The organism is Limnohabitans sp. 15K, from assembly GCF_002778285.1.
Taxonomy (GTDB): Bacteria; Pseudomonadota; Gammaproteobacteria; order Burkholderiales; family Burkholderiaceae_C; genus Limnohabitans_A.
Genome location: NZ_NESM01000001.1, coordinates 23173 through 39404, shown reverse-complemented (window position 1 = coordinate 39404; position 16232 = coordinate 23173). Strand labels below are relative to the sequence as shown.

General features: G+C 59.9%; 13 protein-coding genes. 12 read left to right on the top strand and 1 reads right to left on the bottom strand.

Going from position 1 to position 16232, the window contains the following annotated elements; translation table 11 throughout:
- The first annotated feature begins 125 nt into the window (after positions 1–125).
- The 9 genes from B9Z40_RS00190 (at position 126) to B9Z40_RS00150 (ending at position 11128) form a co-directional block, all read left to right on the top strand.
- Positions 126–2237 (top strand): 3-hydroxyacyl-CoA dehydrogenase NAD-binding domain-containing protein, encoded by a 2112-nt coding sequence (locus B9Z40_RS00190; RefSeq protein WP_100171338.1) that lies wholly within the window; start codon positions 126–128, stop codon positions 2235–2237.
- 59 nt (positions 2238–2296) lie between these two features.
- On the top strand, positions 2297–3472 hold the full coding sequence (locus B9Z40_RS00185; protein ID WP_100171337.1) for an acetyl-CoA C-acyltransferase: 1176 nt from the start codon (positions 2297–2299) through the stop codon (positions 3470–3472).
- A gap of 156 nt (positions 3473–3628) precedes the next feature.
- Positions 3629–5443, top strand: a complete 1815-nt coding sequence (locus B9Z40_RS00180) for an acyl-CoA dehydrogenase (protein ID WP_100171336.1) — start codon at positions 3629–3631, stop codon at positions 5441–5443.
- Positions 5444–5653: 210 nt separating this feature from the next.
- The gene (locus B9Z40_RS00175) at positions 5654–6967 is read left to right on the top strand and encodes a serine hydrolase (RefSeq protein WP_100171335.1); all 1314 of its coding nucleotides are present in this window, start codon (positions 5654–5656) and stop codon (positions 6965–6967) included.
- 11 nt (positions 6968–6978) lie between these two features.
- The gene (locus B9Z40_RS00170) at positions 6979–7770 is read left to right on the top strand and encodes an SDR family oxidoreductase (RefSeq protein WP_100171334.1); all 792 of its coding nucleotides are present in this window, start codon (positions 6979–6981) and stop codon (positions 7768–7770) included.
- 19 nt (positions 7771–7789) lie between these two features.
- Positions 7790–8212, top strand: a complete 423-nt coding sequence (locus tag B9Z40_RS00165; RefSeq protein WP_100171333.1) for a PaaI family thioesterase — start codon at positions 7790–7792, stop codon at positions 8210–8212.
- 44 nt (positions 8213–8256) lie between these two features.
- Positions 8257–9273, top strand: coding sequence for an NADP-dependent oxidoreductase (locus B9Z40_RS00160; protein ID WP_100171332.1), 1017 nt, complete (start codon positions 8257–8259; stop codon positions 9271–9273).
- Positions 9274–9284: 11 nt separating this feature from the next.
- Positions 9285–10220, top strand: coding sequence for a glutathione S-transferase family protein (locus tag B9Z40_RS00155; RefSeq protein ID WP_100171331.1), 936 nt, complete (start codon positions 9285–9287; stop codon positions 10218–10220).
- Positions 10217–11128, top strand: coding sequence for an SDR family oxidoreductase (locus B9Z40_RS00150; protein ID WP_100171330.1), 912 nt, complete (start codon positions 10217–10219; stop codon positions 11126–11128). Before B9Z40_RS00155 ends, B9Z40_RS00150 begins: the two co-directional genes overlap by 4 nt.
- 21 nt (positions 11129–11149) lie before the next feature.
- Here B9Z40_RS00150 and B9Z40_RS00145 read toward each other — a convergent pair whose 3' ends face one another.
- Positions 11150–11512 (bottom strand): hypothetical protein, encoded by a 363-nt coding sequence (locus B9Z40_RS00145; protein WP_233204741.1) that lies wholly within the window; start codon positions 11510–11512, stop codon positions 11150–11152.
- Positions 11513–11736: 224 nt separating this feature from the next.
- On the opposite strand from B9Z40_RS00145, the gene B9Z40_RS00140 reads away from it, so the two are divergent.
- The 3 genes from B9Z40_RS00140 to B9Z40_RS00130 are packed head-to-tail and all read left to right on the top strand — an operon-like array spanning position 11737 to position 16198.
- Positions 11737–14121, top strand: coding sequence for a Tex family protein (locus B9Z40_RS00140; protein ID WP_100171329.1), 2385 nt, complete (start codon positions 11737–11739; stop codon positions 14119–14121).
- Positions 14122–14125: 4 nt separating this feature from the next.
- On the top strand, positions 14126–15211 hold the full coding sequence (locus B9Z40_RS00135; protein ID WP_100171328.1) for a patatin-like phospholipase family protein: 1086 nt from the start codon (positions 14126–14128) through the stop codon (positions 15209–15211).
- A gap of 21 nt (positions 15212–15232) precedes the next feature.
- A complete protein-coding gene (locus tag B9Z40_RS00130; RefSeq protein ID WP_100171327.1) occupies positions 15233–16198 on the top strand; it encodes a rhodanese-related sulfurtransferase in 966 nt (321 codons plus the stop codon).
- Positions 16199–16232: the final 34 nt, after the last annotated feature.

Sequence of the window (16232 nt, the reverse complement as noted above, 5' to 3'; positions counted from 1 at the left end):
TTGTGCCGACCTTTTAGGCCGTCTCAAGAGCGACAAAATTTTGTTTGGGCTGTGTTTTTTGTGTCTACAATGCCAAAAAACGAACGGTCGTTCTTTTTTAACTTTTCACGCAAAGGAAGTCCAGCATGACAGCTGAATACAAAGTGCATGGCGATGTCGCGGTCATCACCCTGATGAACCCGCCCGTCAACGGTTTGGGTCTGTCCACCCGCGTCGGCATCACCGACGGGCTGGAAAAAGCCAACAACGACGCGGCTGTCAAAGCCATCGTCATCACAGGCGGTGGCAAAGCCTTTTCGGGGGGGGCCGACATCCGTGAATTTGGCTCGCCCAAAGCGATTCAAGAACCCAATTTGCTGAGCGTGATCACCGCTTGCGAAAAATCGGCCAAGCCCGTTGTGGCGGCCATCCACTCGGTCGCCATGGGCGGCGGCTTGGAGCTGGCTTTGGGTTGCCATTACCGCATTGCAGCACCAGGCACTTCGATTGCCTTGCCCGAAGTCAAGCTGGGCTTGATCCCCGGTGCAGGTGGCACGCAGCGCTTGCCGCGTGTGATTGGCGTGGAAGCGGCGCTGAACATGATCGTCAGTGGCGAAGCCATCAAGAGCGAAATGCTGGCCATGTTGCCTGGTCAAAAGCTCTTTGATGCCATGGCCCAATCGGCTGAGAGCTTGCCTGAAGAGGCCTTGGCCCTGGCCCGCAAAGTGGCTGCTGGCCATGCCGATGGTTCGCCATTGCCTCTGGTGCGCAACTTGCCCTGCAAGCATGTGCAAGGCGATGCGTACTTCCAGTTCACCCGAAACATGGTCAAGGGCATGGCCAAAAACCTGCCAGCGCCAGCCAAATGCGTGGACGCGGTCGAAGCTGCGACCAAGAAGAAGTTTGAAGACGGTATGGTCTTTGAGCGTGAGATTTTCATGAACCTGATGTTGACGCCCGAAAGCCGCGCGCTGCGTCACATCTTCATCGCCGACCGCGCTGCCAGCAAGATCCCGGATGTGCCCGATGACACGCCAAAACGTGACATCAAGAGCATCGCCGTCATTGGTGCAGGCACCATGGGTGGCGGCATTTCCATGAACTTCCTGAACGCGGGCATCCCGGTCAAGATGCTGGAGATGAAGCAAGACGCGCTGGACCGTGGCGTGGCCACCATCCGCAAGAACTACGAAGCCCAGGTCAAAAAAGGCAAGCTCAAGCAAGAGAAGTACGACGAGCGCATGGCGCTGTTGACCACCACGCTGAGCTATGACGACATTGGCCAAGCCGATCTGGTGATCGAAGCGGTGTTTGAAGAAATGGGCGTGAAAGAAGCCGTCTTCAAAGAACTCGACCGCGTGATGAAGCCTGGCGCTATTTTGGCGTCCAACACCTCCACACTCGACGTGAACAAGATCGCCAGCTTCACCAAGCGTCCACAAGACGTGGTGGGCATGCACTTTTTCAGCCCCGCCAACGTGATGCGATTGCTGGAAGTGGTGCGCGGCGCTCAGACGGGCAAAGACGTGCTGGCCACCGTGATGGCCATCGGTAAAAAAATCAAGAAGACTTCGGTGGTGTCTGGCGTGTGTGATGGTTTCATCGGCAACCGCATGATCGAACAGTACAGCCGCCAAGCCGGTTTCTTGATCGAAGAAGGTTGCACACCCGCACAGGTGGACAAGGCCGTCGAGAAGTTCGGTTTTGCCATGGGCCCATTCCGCATGGGCGACTTGGCGGGCAATGACATTGGTTGGGCTATCCGCAAGCGTCGCTACACCGAAAAGCCCAACCTCAAGTACAGCAAAACCGCTGACTTGTTGTGTGAAATGGGCCGTTACGGTCAAAAGACGGGCGCAGGCTGGTACGACTACCAAACCGGCAAGCGCGATGCGATCCCCAGCGCTGTCGTTGTGGAGATGATCGAAAAGCACCGTGCCGCTTTGGGCATCACGCCCCGCAAGATTTCAGACGAAGAAATCGTGCAACGTCTGGTGTTCTCTTTGGTCAACGAAGCTGCACACATTCTGGAAGAAGGCATTGCCAGCAAGGCCAGCGACATCGACATGGTTTACCTGACCGGTTATGGCTTCCCGCTGTGGCGCGGTGGCCCCATGGTTTATGCCGACACGATTGGTTTGTTCAACGTGGCCGAAGCCATGAAGCGCTTTGCCAAGAACCCCCACGACGACGCCCAGTTCTGGCAACCCGCGCCTTTGTTGGCACGCTTGGTGGCCGAAGGCAAAACATTCAACTGATTTTTTAATTTTCGGAGAACCGGTTTTTTGGCTGGTTCTCCACATGAAAGGTTTTCATCATGACGAATGTAGTCATCGTTTCTACCGCACGCACCCCTCTGGCCAAGAGCTGGAAGGGCGCTTTCAACATGACCCATGGCGCGACCTTGGGTGGCCACGCGGTGCAACACGCCGTGGCCCGTGCTGGCATTGATGCCGCCGAAGTCGAAGACGTGATCATGGGTTGCGCCACACCTGAAGGTGCGACCGGTGCCAACATCGCTCGTCAAGTGGCCCTCAAGGCGGGCCTGCCGATCTCGGTGTCCGGCATGACCGTGAACCGGTTTTGCTCATCCGGTCTGCAAACCATTGCTTTGGCAGCCCAACGCATCATCGCAGGCGAGGGTCAGGTGTATGTGGCCGGTGGTGTGGAAAGCATCTCTTGCGTCCAGCAGGAAATGAACACCCACATGATGCAAGACTTGGCGCTGGCCAAGCAAAAGCCCGAGATTTACTGGAACATGCTGCAAACCGCTGAGCAAGTGGCCAAGCGCTACAAGATCGGCCGCGATGTGATGGACGCCTACGGTGCGGCCAGCCAGCAAAAAGCCTGTGCCGCGCAAGCCGCTGGCAAGTTCAGTGATGAGATCGCCCCCATCACCGTCACGCAAGGCGTGATCGACAAGGTCATGGGCATGACCACCAAACAAGTGACCGTGAGTGTTGACGAAGGTCTGCGCGAAGGCACCACCGTGGAAGCCATCAGCGGTCTGCGCTCGGCTTTGCCAGGTGGTTTGGTGTCCGCAGGCAATGCCAGCCAGTTTTCTGACGGTGCAGGCGCTTGTGTGCTGATGGACGAAAAGCTGGCCGAGCAACGCGGTTTGAAGCCTCTGGGCCGATTCCTCGGTTTTGCCGTGGCCGGTTGCGAGCCTGACGAGATGGGCATTGGCCCCGTGTACGCCGTGCCCAAAGCGCTGGCGCGTCTGGGCCTGACAGTGCAAGACATCGACTTGTGGGAACTGAACGAAGCGTTTGCTGTTCAGGTGCTGTACTGCCGCGACAAGCTGGGCATCCCGGCTGATCGACTGAACGTGAATGGCGGCGCGATCGCAGTGGGTCACCCTTACGGCGTGTCGGGCCAACGCCTGACAGGTCACGCTCTGATCGAAGGCAAACGCCGTGGTGCCAAGCGTGTGGCCGTGACCATGTGCATTGGTGGCGGCATGGGCGCTTGCGGCATTTTTGAAGTGCTGTAAAAGACACCGGCTGTCGCTCAGATGGCTGACGTGATTCAGGGCAGAAGGCACGATGTCTTCTGCCCTTTTTTTGTGTGGGAGGCCGCCCCTGCGGCCGTATGCTTCGCGAGCAGGGGCTCGCTCCCACAAGCATTGACCTGATGAAAGCCCTCTGCCATGAGTTTGCGTCCCACTGTTGATTTTTTGCTGCACGACTGGCTGAAAGTCGAAAGCCTTCAAAGCCGGGAGCGCTTTGCCGACCACTCGCGTGAAACTTTTGACGCGGTGCTCGACACCTGTGAGCGCATCGCCCGCGAAAAATACGCGCCTTTCAACCGCCTGGTGGACACACAAGAGCCGCACTTTGACGGCGAAAAAGTCACGCTGCCTCAAGCCACGCACGACGCCTACAAGGCCTATGCCGAGTCCGGCATGCTCAGTGCTGCGCAAGACTATGAGATCGGCGGCATGCAGCTGCCCTATACCGTGGAGGCGGCTGCCAATGCCTTTTTTGCCATGGCCTCGGTCAGCATCGGCTCGGGCATGCTGACCAGTGGCAATGCCAATTTGCTGATGGTGCACGGCACCGACTTGCAAAAGCAGGTGTTTGCCCTCAACGAATTTTCGGGTCGTTTCTCGGGCACCATGTGCCTGAGTGAGCCCCAAGCGGGCTCTTCATTGAGCGACGTCACCACCCGCGCCACACCCGATGGCGAAGGATTTGAAACTGATGCTTTGGGCGCGCGTTACCGCCTCAAGGGCAACAAGATGTGGATCTCCTCGGGCGAGCACGAACTCTCCGAGAACATCATTCATTTGGTGCTGGCCAAGATCCCGTATGCGAATGGCCAGTTGGTGCCGGGCGTCAAAGGCATTTCATTGTTCATCGTGCCCAAAAAGCTGGTGGACACGAATGGCCAACTGACCGGTGAGCGCAACGACGTGGCGCTGGCTGGCCTGAACCACAAATGTGGTTGGCGCGGCACGACCAACACGCTGCTGAACTTTGGCGAGGGCAAGTACCCGGTGCGCGGAGAATCCGGGGCCGTGGGTTACCTGGTCGGCAAGCCCGGCGAAGGCCTGCGCTGCATGTTCCACATGATGAACGAAGCACGCATCGGCGTGGGCATGGCCGCAACGATGCTGGGCATGGCGGGTTACTACGCCAGCCTGGATTACGCCAAGAACCGCCCGCAAGGCCGACCCAGTGGAGCAGGGGGCAAAGACGCCAGCCGTCCGCAGGTGCGCATCATTGAACACGCCGACGTCAAGCGCATGCTCTTGGCTCAAAAATCCTATTCTGAAGGTGCCTTGGCGCTTGCCCTGTATTGCGCCCGTTTGGTGGACGAGCAACACACGGGCACGGCGGAAGACGCCGATGTTTCGCGCTTGCTGCTTGAAGTGCTCACGCCGATTGCCAAAAGTTTCCCGAGCGAATGGTGTCTGGAGGCCAACAGTTTGGCCATTCAAATCCACGGCGGCTACGGCTACACCCGCGACTTTCCGGTCGAACAATATTGGCGCGATAACCGCCTCAACATGATCCACGAGGGCACCCACGGCATCCAAGCCATGGACCTGTTGGGCCGCAAGGTGCTGATGGAAAACGGCCGGGGCCTGCAGCTGCTGGCCGAGCGCATGCTGGCCACCGCAGCCAAGGCAGAAACCCATTGGGGCCCTGAAGCTGCCGCTTTGCGTGACGCTGTGAAGCAAGTCGGTCAAGCCACCCAACAAGCTTGGGCCGGTGCCGAGCCTGCGCAGGCCCTGGCCAACGCCGTGCCGTATTTGCAGGCCTTTGGCCACACCGTGATCGCCTGGATCTGGCTCGATGTCGCGGCCAGCTTGGAGGGCAACGGTACGCCTGCCGCGCAGGGCCGTCGCGCGGCCTGCCGTTACTTCTTCCGCTACGAATTGCCCAAGATCGGCGCTTGGTTGAATGTGGTCAGCAGCCGCGACCCGACTTGCGCCGAATTGGCTGAAGATGCTTTCTGATGATCCGACCCACTTCGGGCGCGGCCTGCACGATTCCTGGGGGCCGCCACATGCTGCGGGATGACGCGCAGGTGCTAGCGGCCTGTCCAAATCGCCCGCAATATGTGGGCATGAAGCCTTTCCTGAAAGCGGATGTCAGAGACCGCGACTGTATGCATGACAACTTCTGAAAGAAGGTCATCAGACCTCACCATTGACTGGAGACAACACATGAAAAAAACACCTCTTCTGCACAGCGCCATTGCTTCGACTTTATGGGTCTTCAGCACTGGCTTGATGGCCCAGGCGCCAGCTTTGCCCACAGCGGCTCAGACCGATCCGGTCACTTTGGGCTGGATGCAGGGCTCCCCGCCACCTGCCAACAAGGTCATTCAGTTCTACGACGGCTCTTTTTACAAATTCCCTCAGTTTCGCTGGAGCTTTTCCAACTACCGTCAGCTCGCGCCCACCACCAACGTGAGCAGGGGCACAACACCTGCCGTGGCCTTGCCCGGGGACGAGCGCAAAGACTTGGACGCCGTGAGCTTCACACCCCTGGGCAAGACCGAGCCCATGACCTGGGGCCAGGCCTTTGATGCCAACTACACCGATGGTGTGCTGGTCATGCACAAAGGCAAAGTCGTGTACGAGCGTTATGCCGGAGCCTTGAGTGCTGACAAACAGCACATATCCATGTCCGTCACCAAGTCCTTCTTTGGTTTGATTGGTGCCATCTTGGTGGCTGAAGGCAAACTCGATGAAAACGCCAAAGTGGCCCAGTACGTGCCCGAACTCAAAGACAGCGGTTTTGGTGACGCCACCATCCGCAACCTGCTGGACATGCGCACGGGCATTCAGTACACCGAAGGCTATATGGACCCCAAGTCCGAAATTTGGACCCACATGTTCGCAGGGCGTGTGTTCCCGCGGCCACCGGGTTACCAAGGGCCTGACAATTTCTACGCCTTCATGCCCACGATCAAGAAGCAAGGCGAGCACGGTGGCGAGTTCGCCTACAAGACCGTCAACACCGATGTGTTGGGTTGGGTCATCAGCCGCGTCACGGGCAAGAGCGTGGGCCAAAACCTGACCGAACGCATCTGGAGCAAGCTGGGCACGGAGCAGGACGCTTACTTTGCCGTCGACTCCTTGGGCACCGAGTTTGCTGGCGGTGGCCTCAATGCCAGCCTGCGCGACATGGCCCGCTTTGGCGAGATGATGCGCAACCAAGGCCGATTCAACGGCCAGCAGATCATCCCGGCGGCTGTGGTGCAAGACATCGCCAAAGGCGGTGACAAGAGCGCTTTCCCGCAAGCAACTTACCCCACCTTGCCTGGCTGGTCTTACCGCAACATGTGGTGGGTCTCGGGCAACGAACATGGCGCTTACTCGGCCCGTGGCATCCACGGCCAGGCCATCTATGTGGACCCTAAGGCTGAGATGGTCATCGCCCGTTTCGCGTCCTTCCCCATGCCCAACAACCCGTTCAATGACCCCACCTCGCTGCCCGCCTACATGGCATTGGCCAAGCATTTGATGAAGTAAAGGAATCCCTCATGGCACGCACCACACAACAACTTTTTGATCTGACCGGCCAAGTGGCCTTGGTCACCGGCGGCTCTCGCGGTCTCGGTCTGCAAATGGCCCACGCCCTCGGCGAAGCCGGTGCCAAGATCATGCTCAGTTCGCGCAAAGCGGCAGACCTCGAAGAAGCCGCTGCCGAGTTGCAGGCCGCAGGCATTGATGCCCGCTGGATCGCTGCCGACTGCGGCAAAGAAGAAGACATCCGCCGCCTGGCTGCTGAGACCATCGAGCGCATGGGGCCCATCGACATTCTGGTCAACAACGCGGGCGCATCTTGGGGCGCTGCGGCCGAAGAGCATCCGGTTGAAGCCTGGGACAAGGTGATGAACCTCAATGTCCGTGGCTACTTCATCCTGTCGCAAGAAGTCGCCAAACTGAGCATGATCCCGCGTGGAAAAGGACGCATCTTGAATGTGGCGTCCATCGCAGGCCTGGCAGGCAACCCGTCTGAGATGAAGACCATCGCTTACAACACCTCCAAAGGCGCGGTGATCAACTTCACCCGCGCCCTGGCCGGTGAGTGGGGCGAGCATGGCATCACCGTGAACGCGATTTGCCCAGGCTTTTTCCCCAGCAAGATGACCTATGGTTTGCTCGAAAAAATGGGCGCAGACAAATTGGCCCAAGGCGCACCTTTGCGCCGTTTGGGCGACGACGAAGACCTCAAGGGCCTGGCTCTGTTGTATGCATCCGATGCGGGCAAACACATCACGGGCCAATGGATGGCGGTCGACGGTGGCGTGAGCGCCATCATCGGCGGTTGAATTCGCCTTGAGTTTGAACATGAGCATCCCCTTCGGCGCCCACATTCCCTTTGTTGACCACTTGGGCTTCACCCTCGAGAAGTTCGAAGGTGGTGAGTCCGAGTTGCATTTCGCGCCACGCCCCGAGCACTTCAATTCTTTTGATGTCACGCACGGCGGCGCGGTCATGACCTTTCTGGACGTGATCATGGCCACGGCTGCGCGCAGCGTGGACCAAGAAATGGGTGTTGTCACCATCGAGATGAAAACCAACTTCATGCGACCCGCCAAAGTGCCTGCAGGGCAAAAGCTGGTGGGCAAAGGCCATTTGGTGCACCGCACCCGCAGCATGGCTTTCACCGAAGGCCGCATCTACGACACCGAAGGCCAGCTGTGCGCCACCGCCACAGGCACCTTCAAATACGTGGCAAGGCGTGACACCCCAAGCCCGTCCACCGATTAACCGCGACTTATTTTTCGAACCTTTACACACACGGAGACTTACCCATGACCATCAACCACCAAATCGTGCTCGACAACCGCCCCCAAGGCGAAGCCACCGTGGCCAACTTCAAGTTGGTTGAAGCCCCCATTCCTGCCTTGCAAGATGGCCAAGTGCTGGTCAAGCACCACTTCATGAGCTTGGACCCTTACATGCGCGGCCGCATGAACGAGAGCAAAAGCTACGCCGTGCCACAACCCCTGGGGCAAGTCATGATTGGCGGCACCGTGGGCGAAGTGCTGGACAGCCAGCACCCCAAGTTCAAAGCCGGTGACCAAGTGGTCGGCATGGGCGGCTGGCAAGAGTACAGCGTGGTCGATGCCAATGTTTTGGGCGCACTGCGCAAAGTCGACACCACCCATGTGCCCTTGTCGCATTACCTGGGCGCCGTCGGCATGCCCGGCGTGACCGCTTGGTATGGCTTGGTCAAAATCATCAACCCCAAAGCAGGCGAGACCGTGACCGTGAGCGCCGCCAGCGGCGCGGTGGGCAGCGCTTACGGCGCATTGGCCAAGGCCCGTGGTTGCCGCGTGGTCGGCATTGCGGGCGGCAAAGACAAGTGCGATTACGTGGTCAATGAGCTGGGCTTTGACGCCTGCATCGACTACAAAGAACACAAAGACTACCTGAGCCTGTCCAAAGCGCTGCGCGAAGCCTGCCCGAACGGCATCGACGGCCACTTTGAAAACGTGGGCGGCATGGTGCTCGACGCGGTGATGCTGCGCACCAACGCGTTTGCCCGCATTGCGGTGTGCGGCATGATTGCCGGCTACGATGGCGCGCCACTGCCCATGAGCAACCCAGCGCTGATTTTGGTCAACCGCATGAAGATCGAAGGCTTCATCGTCAGCGAGCACATGGAAGTCTGGCCTGAGGCTTTGCAAGAACTTGGCACCCTGATCGGCACTGGCAAGCTGCGCCCCCGTGAATCCGTGGCCCAAGGCCTGGCGGCAGCGCCTGAGGCTTTCTTGGGTTTGCTCAAAGGCAAGAACTTCGGCAAGCAGCTGGTCAAGCTGATCTGAGGCCAGGCCCCATGTCCGATCTGATCCTCCACCACTACCCGACTTCGCCATTTGCCGAGAAGGTCCGGCTGATTCTGGGCCACAAGCAACTGGCCTGGAAGAGCGTGTTTATCCCGATGATCATGCCCAAGCCCGATTTGACCGCGCTCACAGGCGGTTACCGCAAAACCCCGGTGCTGCAGATCGGCGCGGACATCTACTGCGACACCGCTTTGATTTGTGATGTGCTGGAGCAATTGGCACCCATGTCAACGCTCTACCCGGACGCTGTCAATGGCGCAGCCCGCATCGTGACGCAGTGGGCCGACACGGCCTTGTTCACCGCGGCCATGGCCTACAACTTCCAGCCTGCGGGCGTGGCGCAAGTCTTTGCGGGCGCACCCGCTGAGGGCGTGCAGGCCTTTGTGGCTGATCGCACCGCCATGCGCAGTGGCGCGGCGCGCATGTCGTCCACCGACGCTGCCGCCACTTATAAAAGCTACCTGCGGCGCATCGCCAACATGCTGCACGGCCAAGACTTTGTGTTGGGCGCGCAGCCCTGCGTGGCCGACTTTGCGGCTTACCACCCGCTGTGGTTCACCCAAGAACGCACGCCAGCCTTGGCGGGCATTCTGGACGCCACGCCCGAAGTCAAAACCTGGATGGCCCGCATGAAGTCCATCGGTCACGGCACACCCGGCAAATGCAACGCCGAAGAAGCCTTGCAAGTGGCCCACAGCTCAACGCCCGTTTCTGTGCAGGGCGAGGTCTTCCAAGACGAGCACGGCATCGCGCTGGGCAGCCAGGTGGTGATCGCCGCCGACAACTTTGGTCTGGAGCCCACCGAAGGCGAACTGGTGGCCGCGACCCGTACCCGCTATACGCTGCGCCGCACAGATGACCGTGCGGGCACTGTCCATGTTCATTTCCCGCGTGTCGGGTTCACATTGAAAAAGGTTTCCCCATGATCGAGAACTTCAAAGGCAAAACCGCCGTCTTGACCGGCGCAGGCTCCGGCTTCGGTCTGGAATGCGCCCGCATCGGCGCCAAGTTGGGCATGAACCTGGTGCTGGTGGACGTGCAACAAGACGCCCTTGACAAAGCTGCCGCCGAGATGACCGCGCAGGGCGCTCAGGTCTTGGCCCGCAAGGTCGACGTGTCCAATGCCCAGGCCATGGAGCAGTTGGCCGCTGATGTCAAAGCCCGTTTTGGCGCACCGAATTTCGTGTTCAACAACGCAGGCGTGGGGGCAGGGGGCTTGGTTTGGGAAAACTCGGTCGCCGACTGGGAATGGGTGCTGGGCGTCAACCTGTGGGGCGTGGTGCACGGGGTGCGCCTGTTCACCCCCATGATGCTCGAAGCCGCCAAGGCCGACCCGGCTTACCAAGGCCACATCGTCAACACCGCCAGCATGGCCGGGTTGCTGACGCCCCCCAACATGGGCATCTACAACGTGAGCAAACACGCGGTGGTGTCGCTGACCGAAACGCTTTACCAAGACCTGCATTTGGTGTCTGACCAGATCAGCGCGAGCGTGCTGTGCCCTTACTTTGTGCCCACAGGCATCAGCCAAAGCCACCGCAACCGCCCAACCGAATTGGCGGCAGACAAGCCCACCGCCAGCCAGTTGATCGGCCAAGCGCAGAGCGACAAAGCCGTGGGCAGCGGCAAAGTGTCGGCCGCCGATGTGGCGCAAAAGGTGTTTGATGCGGTCGCCAATGACCAGTTCTACATTTACAGCCACCCACAAGCTTTGGGCAACGTGCAAAGCCGCATGGAAGCGATTGTGATGGGCCAAAACCCGCCCGATCCGTTTGCAGCCAAACCCGAGGTGGGTGAGGGTTTGCGCAAGGCCTTGCGCGAGGCCAACGCTTAAACAGGCAGGTTTTTGGGGGAATCAGCGGTGAAACCGCCCCTCAAAGCAGTGCCGGACTTCATGCCCTAAGGCCACATGCGTGGGCTTGGGGCCGGTGATCACGGTGCATTCTTGTTTGGGCACCCCCCAAACGGCGCAGGCCATGGGTGGGGTGATGTAGGCCTGTTCCTTGCCCATCTGGATGGCTTTGGCACAGACTTGGGCCACGTCTTCACGCACTTCCCAGCGGATGCGCACTTCGTTCATGAGGCGTTTTTCAACGGCCAAGGGCTTGAAGGGTTCGTATTCATGCGCGGGCAAGTTGCCGGGCAGGGTCTGGCAGCCGGCCAGCAGGGTAAAAACCAGCGACAGCAGCATCCATGCGGCTTTGCGTTGGTGATTCATGGCATTCATTGACACGGTCCCTCGAAACTACTTTTAATGGCAAAACTGTTAATTTGTAATTATTTTACAGTTTTTAACGTCTTAATATGTAAGTTCTATCAGTTGGTTGCGCAGTAAATGATGATTTTGTTGTTTTGCGGCGGCTGACAAGCCCTGCACAGCCCAGGCATGCGTGCCCTGCCTTATGGCAAACTCGCCCGCTTGCTTGAAAGAAGTCCAACTCCATGTCGAAAATCCTGGCCCAACTGGCCGCTGAAATCCGTATCCGACCTGACCAGGTCAAAACTGCTGTGGACTTGCTCGATGGCGGTGCCACCGTCCCCTTCATCGCCCGTTACCGCAAAGAAGTGACCGACGGGCTGGACGACATCCAGCTGCGCGAGCTCGAATCCCGCTTGGGCTATCTGCGCGAACTCGAAGACCGCCGCACTGCAGTCATCAAGAGCATCCAGGAGCAGAGCAAGATGACGCCCGAGTTGCTGGCTGCCATCGATGCCGCCCCCACCAAGCAAGAGCTCGAAGACCTGTATTTGCCCTTTAAACCCAAGCGCCGCACCAAGGGCATGATTGCCCGCGAGGCTGGGTTGGAGCCGCTGGCCGACAAGCTGTTTGCCGACCCTACGCTGGACCCGCATGCCGAAGCCACCGCTTTTGTGCTGGCTGCAGGCGCGATTGAAGGCGCTGACTTCACCACCACCGCCGCCGTGCTGGATGGCGTGCGCGATTTGCTCAGCGAACGCTGGGCCGAGGACGCGTCACTCGTGCAGGCCCTGCGCGAATGGCTGTGGAACGAAGGCCTGTTCAAAAGCAAACTGGCCGACGGCAAGGACGAGAACAACGCCGACGTGGCCAAGTTCCGTGACTACTTTGACTACGACGAGCCGATTGGCCGTGTGCCCTCGCACCGGGCTTTGGCCGTGTTCCGTGGCCGTGCGCTGGAAATGCTGGACGCCAAATTGGTGTTGCCCGAGCCGGAGGCGAGTTCCAGTTCCAAGCCAGAACCCGGCAAACCCAGCATCGCCGAAGGCAAGATTGCCATGCATTTGGGCTGGAGCCATGCGGCCCGCCCCTCGGACGACCTGATCCGCAAATGCGTGGCCTGGACCTGGCGCGTGAAACTGAGCCTGTCGACCGAGCGTGACCTGTTCACCCGCTTGCGTGAAGAGGCCGAAAAAGTCGCCATCAAGGTCTTCTCAGACAACCTGCGCGATTTGCTGCTGGCCGCGCCCGCAGGCCCCCGCGTGGTCATGGGCTTGGACCCAGGCATCCGTACGGGCGTGAAAGTGGCCGTGGTCGATGCCACCGGCAAGCTGGTCGACACCTCCACCGTGTACCCGCACGAGCCCCGCAAGGACTGGGAGGGCTCGCTCTTTACGCTTGCCAAGTTGTGCGAGAAGCACAACGTCAACCTGATCGCCATTGGCAACGGCACCGCCAGCCGCGAGACCGACAAGCTGGCGGGCGACCTGATCAAGCAACTGGCTCGTTTGCGCGATGGCGTGGAAATTCAAAAAGCCGTGGTCAGCGAGGCCGGCGCTTCGGTGTACAGCGCCAGCGAATTCGCCTCACAAGAAATGCCCGATGTGGACGTGAGCCTGCGCGGTGCGGCGTCGATTGCCCGGCGCTTGCAAGACCCCTTGGCGGAGTTGGTCAAGATCGACCCCAAAGCCATTGGTGTGGGCCAGTACCAGCACGACGTGAACCAAAGCGAGCTGGCCAAAACGCTGGACGCCGTGGTCGAAGACTGCGTGAACTCGGTGGGCGTGGACCTGAACACGGCGAGTGTGCCTTTGCTCACCCGCGTGTCCGGCTTGTCGGGCAGCGTGGCCAAGGCCGTGGTGCGCTGGCGCGATGCCAATGGCGTGTTCAAAACCCGTCAGGACTTGCTCAAAGTCACGGGCCTGGGTGCCAAGACCTTCGAACAAAGCGCAGGCTTTTTGCGCATTCGCGGCGGCGACAACCCGCTGGACATGACGGGTGTACACCCCGAGACCTACCCCGTGGTCGAGCAGATCATCGTCAAAACTGCCAAGCCGATCCAAGAGATCATGGGTCGATCGGATGTGCTCAAAACACTCAAGCCTGAGCTGTTTGCCAACGACAAGTTCGGTGCCATCACCATCCAAGACATCCTGGGCGAGCTGGAAAAACCCGGCCGTGACCCGCGCCCCGACTTCAAAGTCGCACGCCTGACCGATGGCGTGGAAGACATCAAGGACCTGAAAGAAGGCATGACGCTCGAAGGCACCGTGAGCAACGTGGCCCAGTTTGGCGCGTTTGTGGACCTGGGCGTGCACCAGGACGGCTTGGTGCATGTGAGCCAGCTGGCCAACAAATTCGTGACCGATGCCCGTGAAGTGGTCAAAACCGGCGACATCGTCAAGGTCAAGGTGCTCGAAGTCGATGTGGCCCGCAAGCGCATCAGCTTGACCATGAAGCTCGACGCTGCGCCCGCCAGACGCGATGGCCCAAGAGACAACAAGTTTGAAGGGGCAGGGCGGGACAACCGCCAGCGTGGTGGTGGCGGAGGTTACACCTCGCCCCCCGCAGCCGGTTCGGGCTCGGCCATGGCCAGCGCCTTTGCCAAACTGCAAGGCCTCAAAAAATAAACCCATGCAAGCCCTCCACATCCATGCAGGCCCCAAGGCGCTGGCCCACATCCGTGAACACGGACTGCGGCCTGAGCACATAGGTGTCATACCTGCAGCCGCCGGGGGGCCCAAAGGGTTGATTCTTGGCCCCTTGGACCGCTTCATTTTCGGCGAGTGGCTGGCCCAAAGCCAGCAGCCCGTGGACCTGGTGGGCGCATCGATTGGCGCGTGGCGCATGTCCACCGCCTGCCTGAACAACCCCGTGGCGGCGTTTGAGCGGTTGGAGCACGACTACATTCACCAGCACTACGAACCGCTGCCGGGCCAAAAGCGCGTGACCGCCGAGCAGGTGAGCGAGGCCTTTGGCCAAAGCCTGCAAGCCTTTTACGGTGGCCGCATCGACCAAGCGCTGAACCACCCGCGTTACCGCCTGCACATCGTCACCTCACGCGGGCGGCACATCTTGCACCGCGAGCACCCCGTGGCCACGCCACTGGGCTACGCCGGGGCCTACCTCAGCAACGCCGTCAGTCGCCGAGCACTGGGCGGCTGGCTGGAGCGGGTGGTGTTTTCCGCGCAAGGCGCGGCCTTGCCTTTTGACGCACAAGACTTTCGCACCCAAACGGTGGCCTTGAACGAGGGCAACTTCATGCCCGCCTTGCAGGCCAGTTGCTCGATCCCGTTTGCCCTGAAAGCTGTGCACGACATCCCCGGCGCACCTGCTGGAGCGTATTGGGACGGTGGCATCACCGACTACCACCTGCACCTGAACTGGACTGCACCGTCAAAGGGCCCTGACCGTTCCATCGTGCTGTACCCGCACTTCCAGCAAAACGTGGTGCCTGGCTGGCTCGACAAAGCGCTCAAGTGGCGGCACGGCGCTACAGCGTTCTTGGGCAACACCATCGTTCTGGCCCCCAACCCCGAGTGGGTCAAAACTTTGCCGGGCGGCAAATTGCCCGACCGCACGGATTTCATGACCTACGACCGCGATTTGGCGGGGCGGGTCAAGGTCTGGTCTGCGGCAACCCAGGCCAGTCAGCAGTTGGCACATGAGTTTGCACAATGGCTTGCTCGGCCTGACGTTGAGCGCATTCAACCTTTGTGAACAGGCTGGGATAATCACGCCATGTCCGAGCCCAGCCTTTACCTCACCGCCGCCCTCTACAAATTCGTCGATCTGCCCGACTTCGCCGATCTGCAAGCGCCATTGCAAGCCTGTTGTGAAGCCAACGACGTCAAAGGCACGCTGCTTTTGGCGCATGAGGGGATCAACGGCACGATTGCCGGGCCAGAAAACGGCATCCGCGCTGTGCTGGCGTTTTTGCATGCCGACCCGCGCCTGGCCAGCTTGCCGCACAAGGAGTCGTGGAGCCCCAAGCCGCCGTTCACCCGTATGAAGGTCAAGCTTAAGAAAGAGATCGTGACTTTGCGCGTGCCCGAGCTGGACCCAAATAAAACCGTGGGCCAATACGTCAAGCCCGCCGACTGGAACGCCTTGCTGGCCGACCCGGATGTGGTGGTGATTGACACGCGCAACGACTACGAAGTGGCCATTGGCACCTTCAAGGGCGCGATCAACCCGAACATCAAGACCTTTGTGCAGTTGCCCGCTTGGCTGGACGCGCAGGAGAACCTGAAAACGGACGCGTCCAAAAAACCGAAGGTCGCCATGTTCTGCACAGGCGGCATCCGCTGCGAAAAATCCACCGCACTCATGAAAATGCGCGGCTTTGACGAGGTCTACCACCTCGAAGGCGGCATCCTCAAGTACCTCGAAGAAATCCCGCCCGAGCAAAGCACTTGGGAAGGCGATTGCTTTGTGTTCGACGAGCGTGTGAGCGTGGGCCACGGCCTGGGTTTGGGCCACCATGAGCTGTGCCGCTCGTGCCGCTGGCCTCTGAGCGCGCAAGACAAGCAATCCCCGCATTACGTGTTGGGCGTGAGCTGCGCTCACTGCCACGACCAGCGCACGCCTGAGCAAAAAGAAAAGCTGGCCGAGCGCCAGCGTCAGGTGGAGCTGGCCGAGGCGAGGGGTGAGTTGCATGTGGGGGCCAAGATGCCTGACCACAGCCACCCGCACGCAGGTGACTGACCCTTTCCTGGCCTTGGGGCAAAGTGTGTTTTGT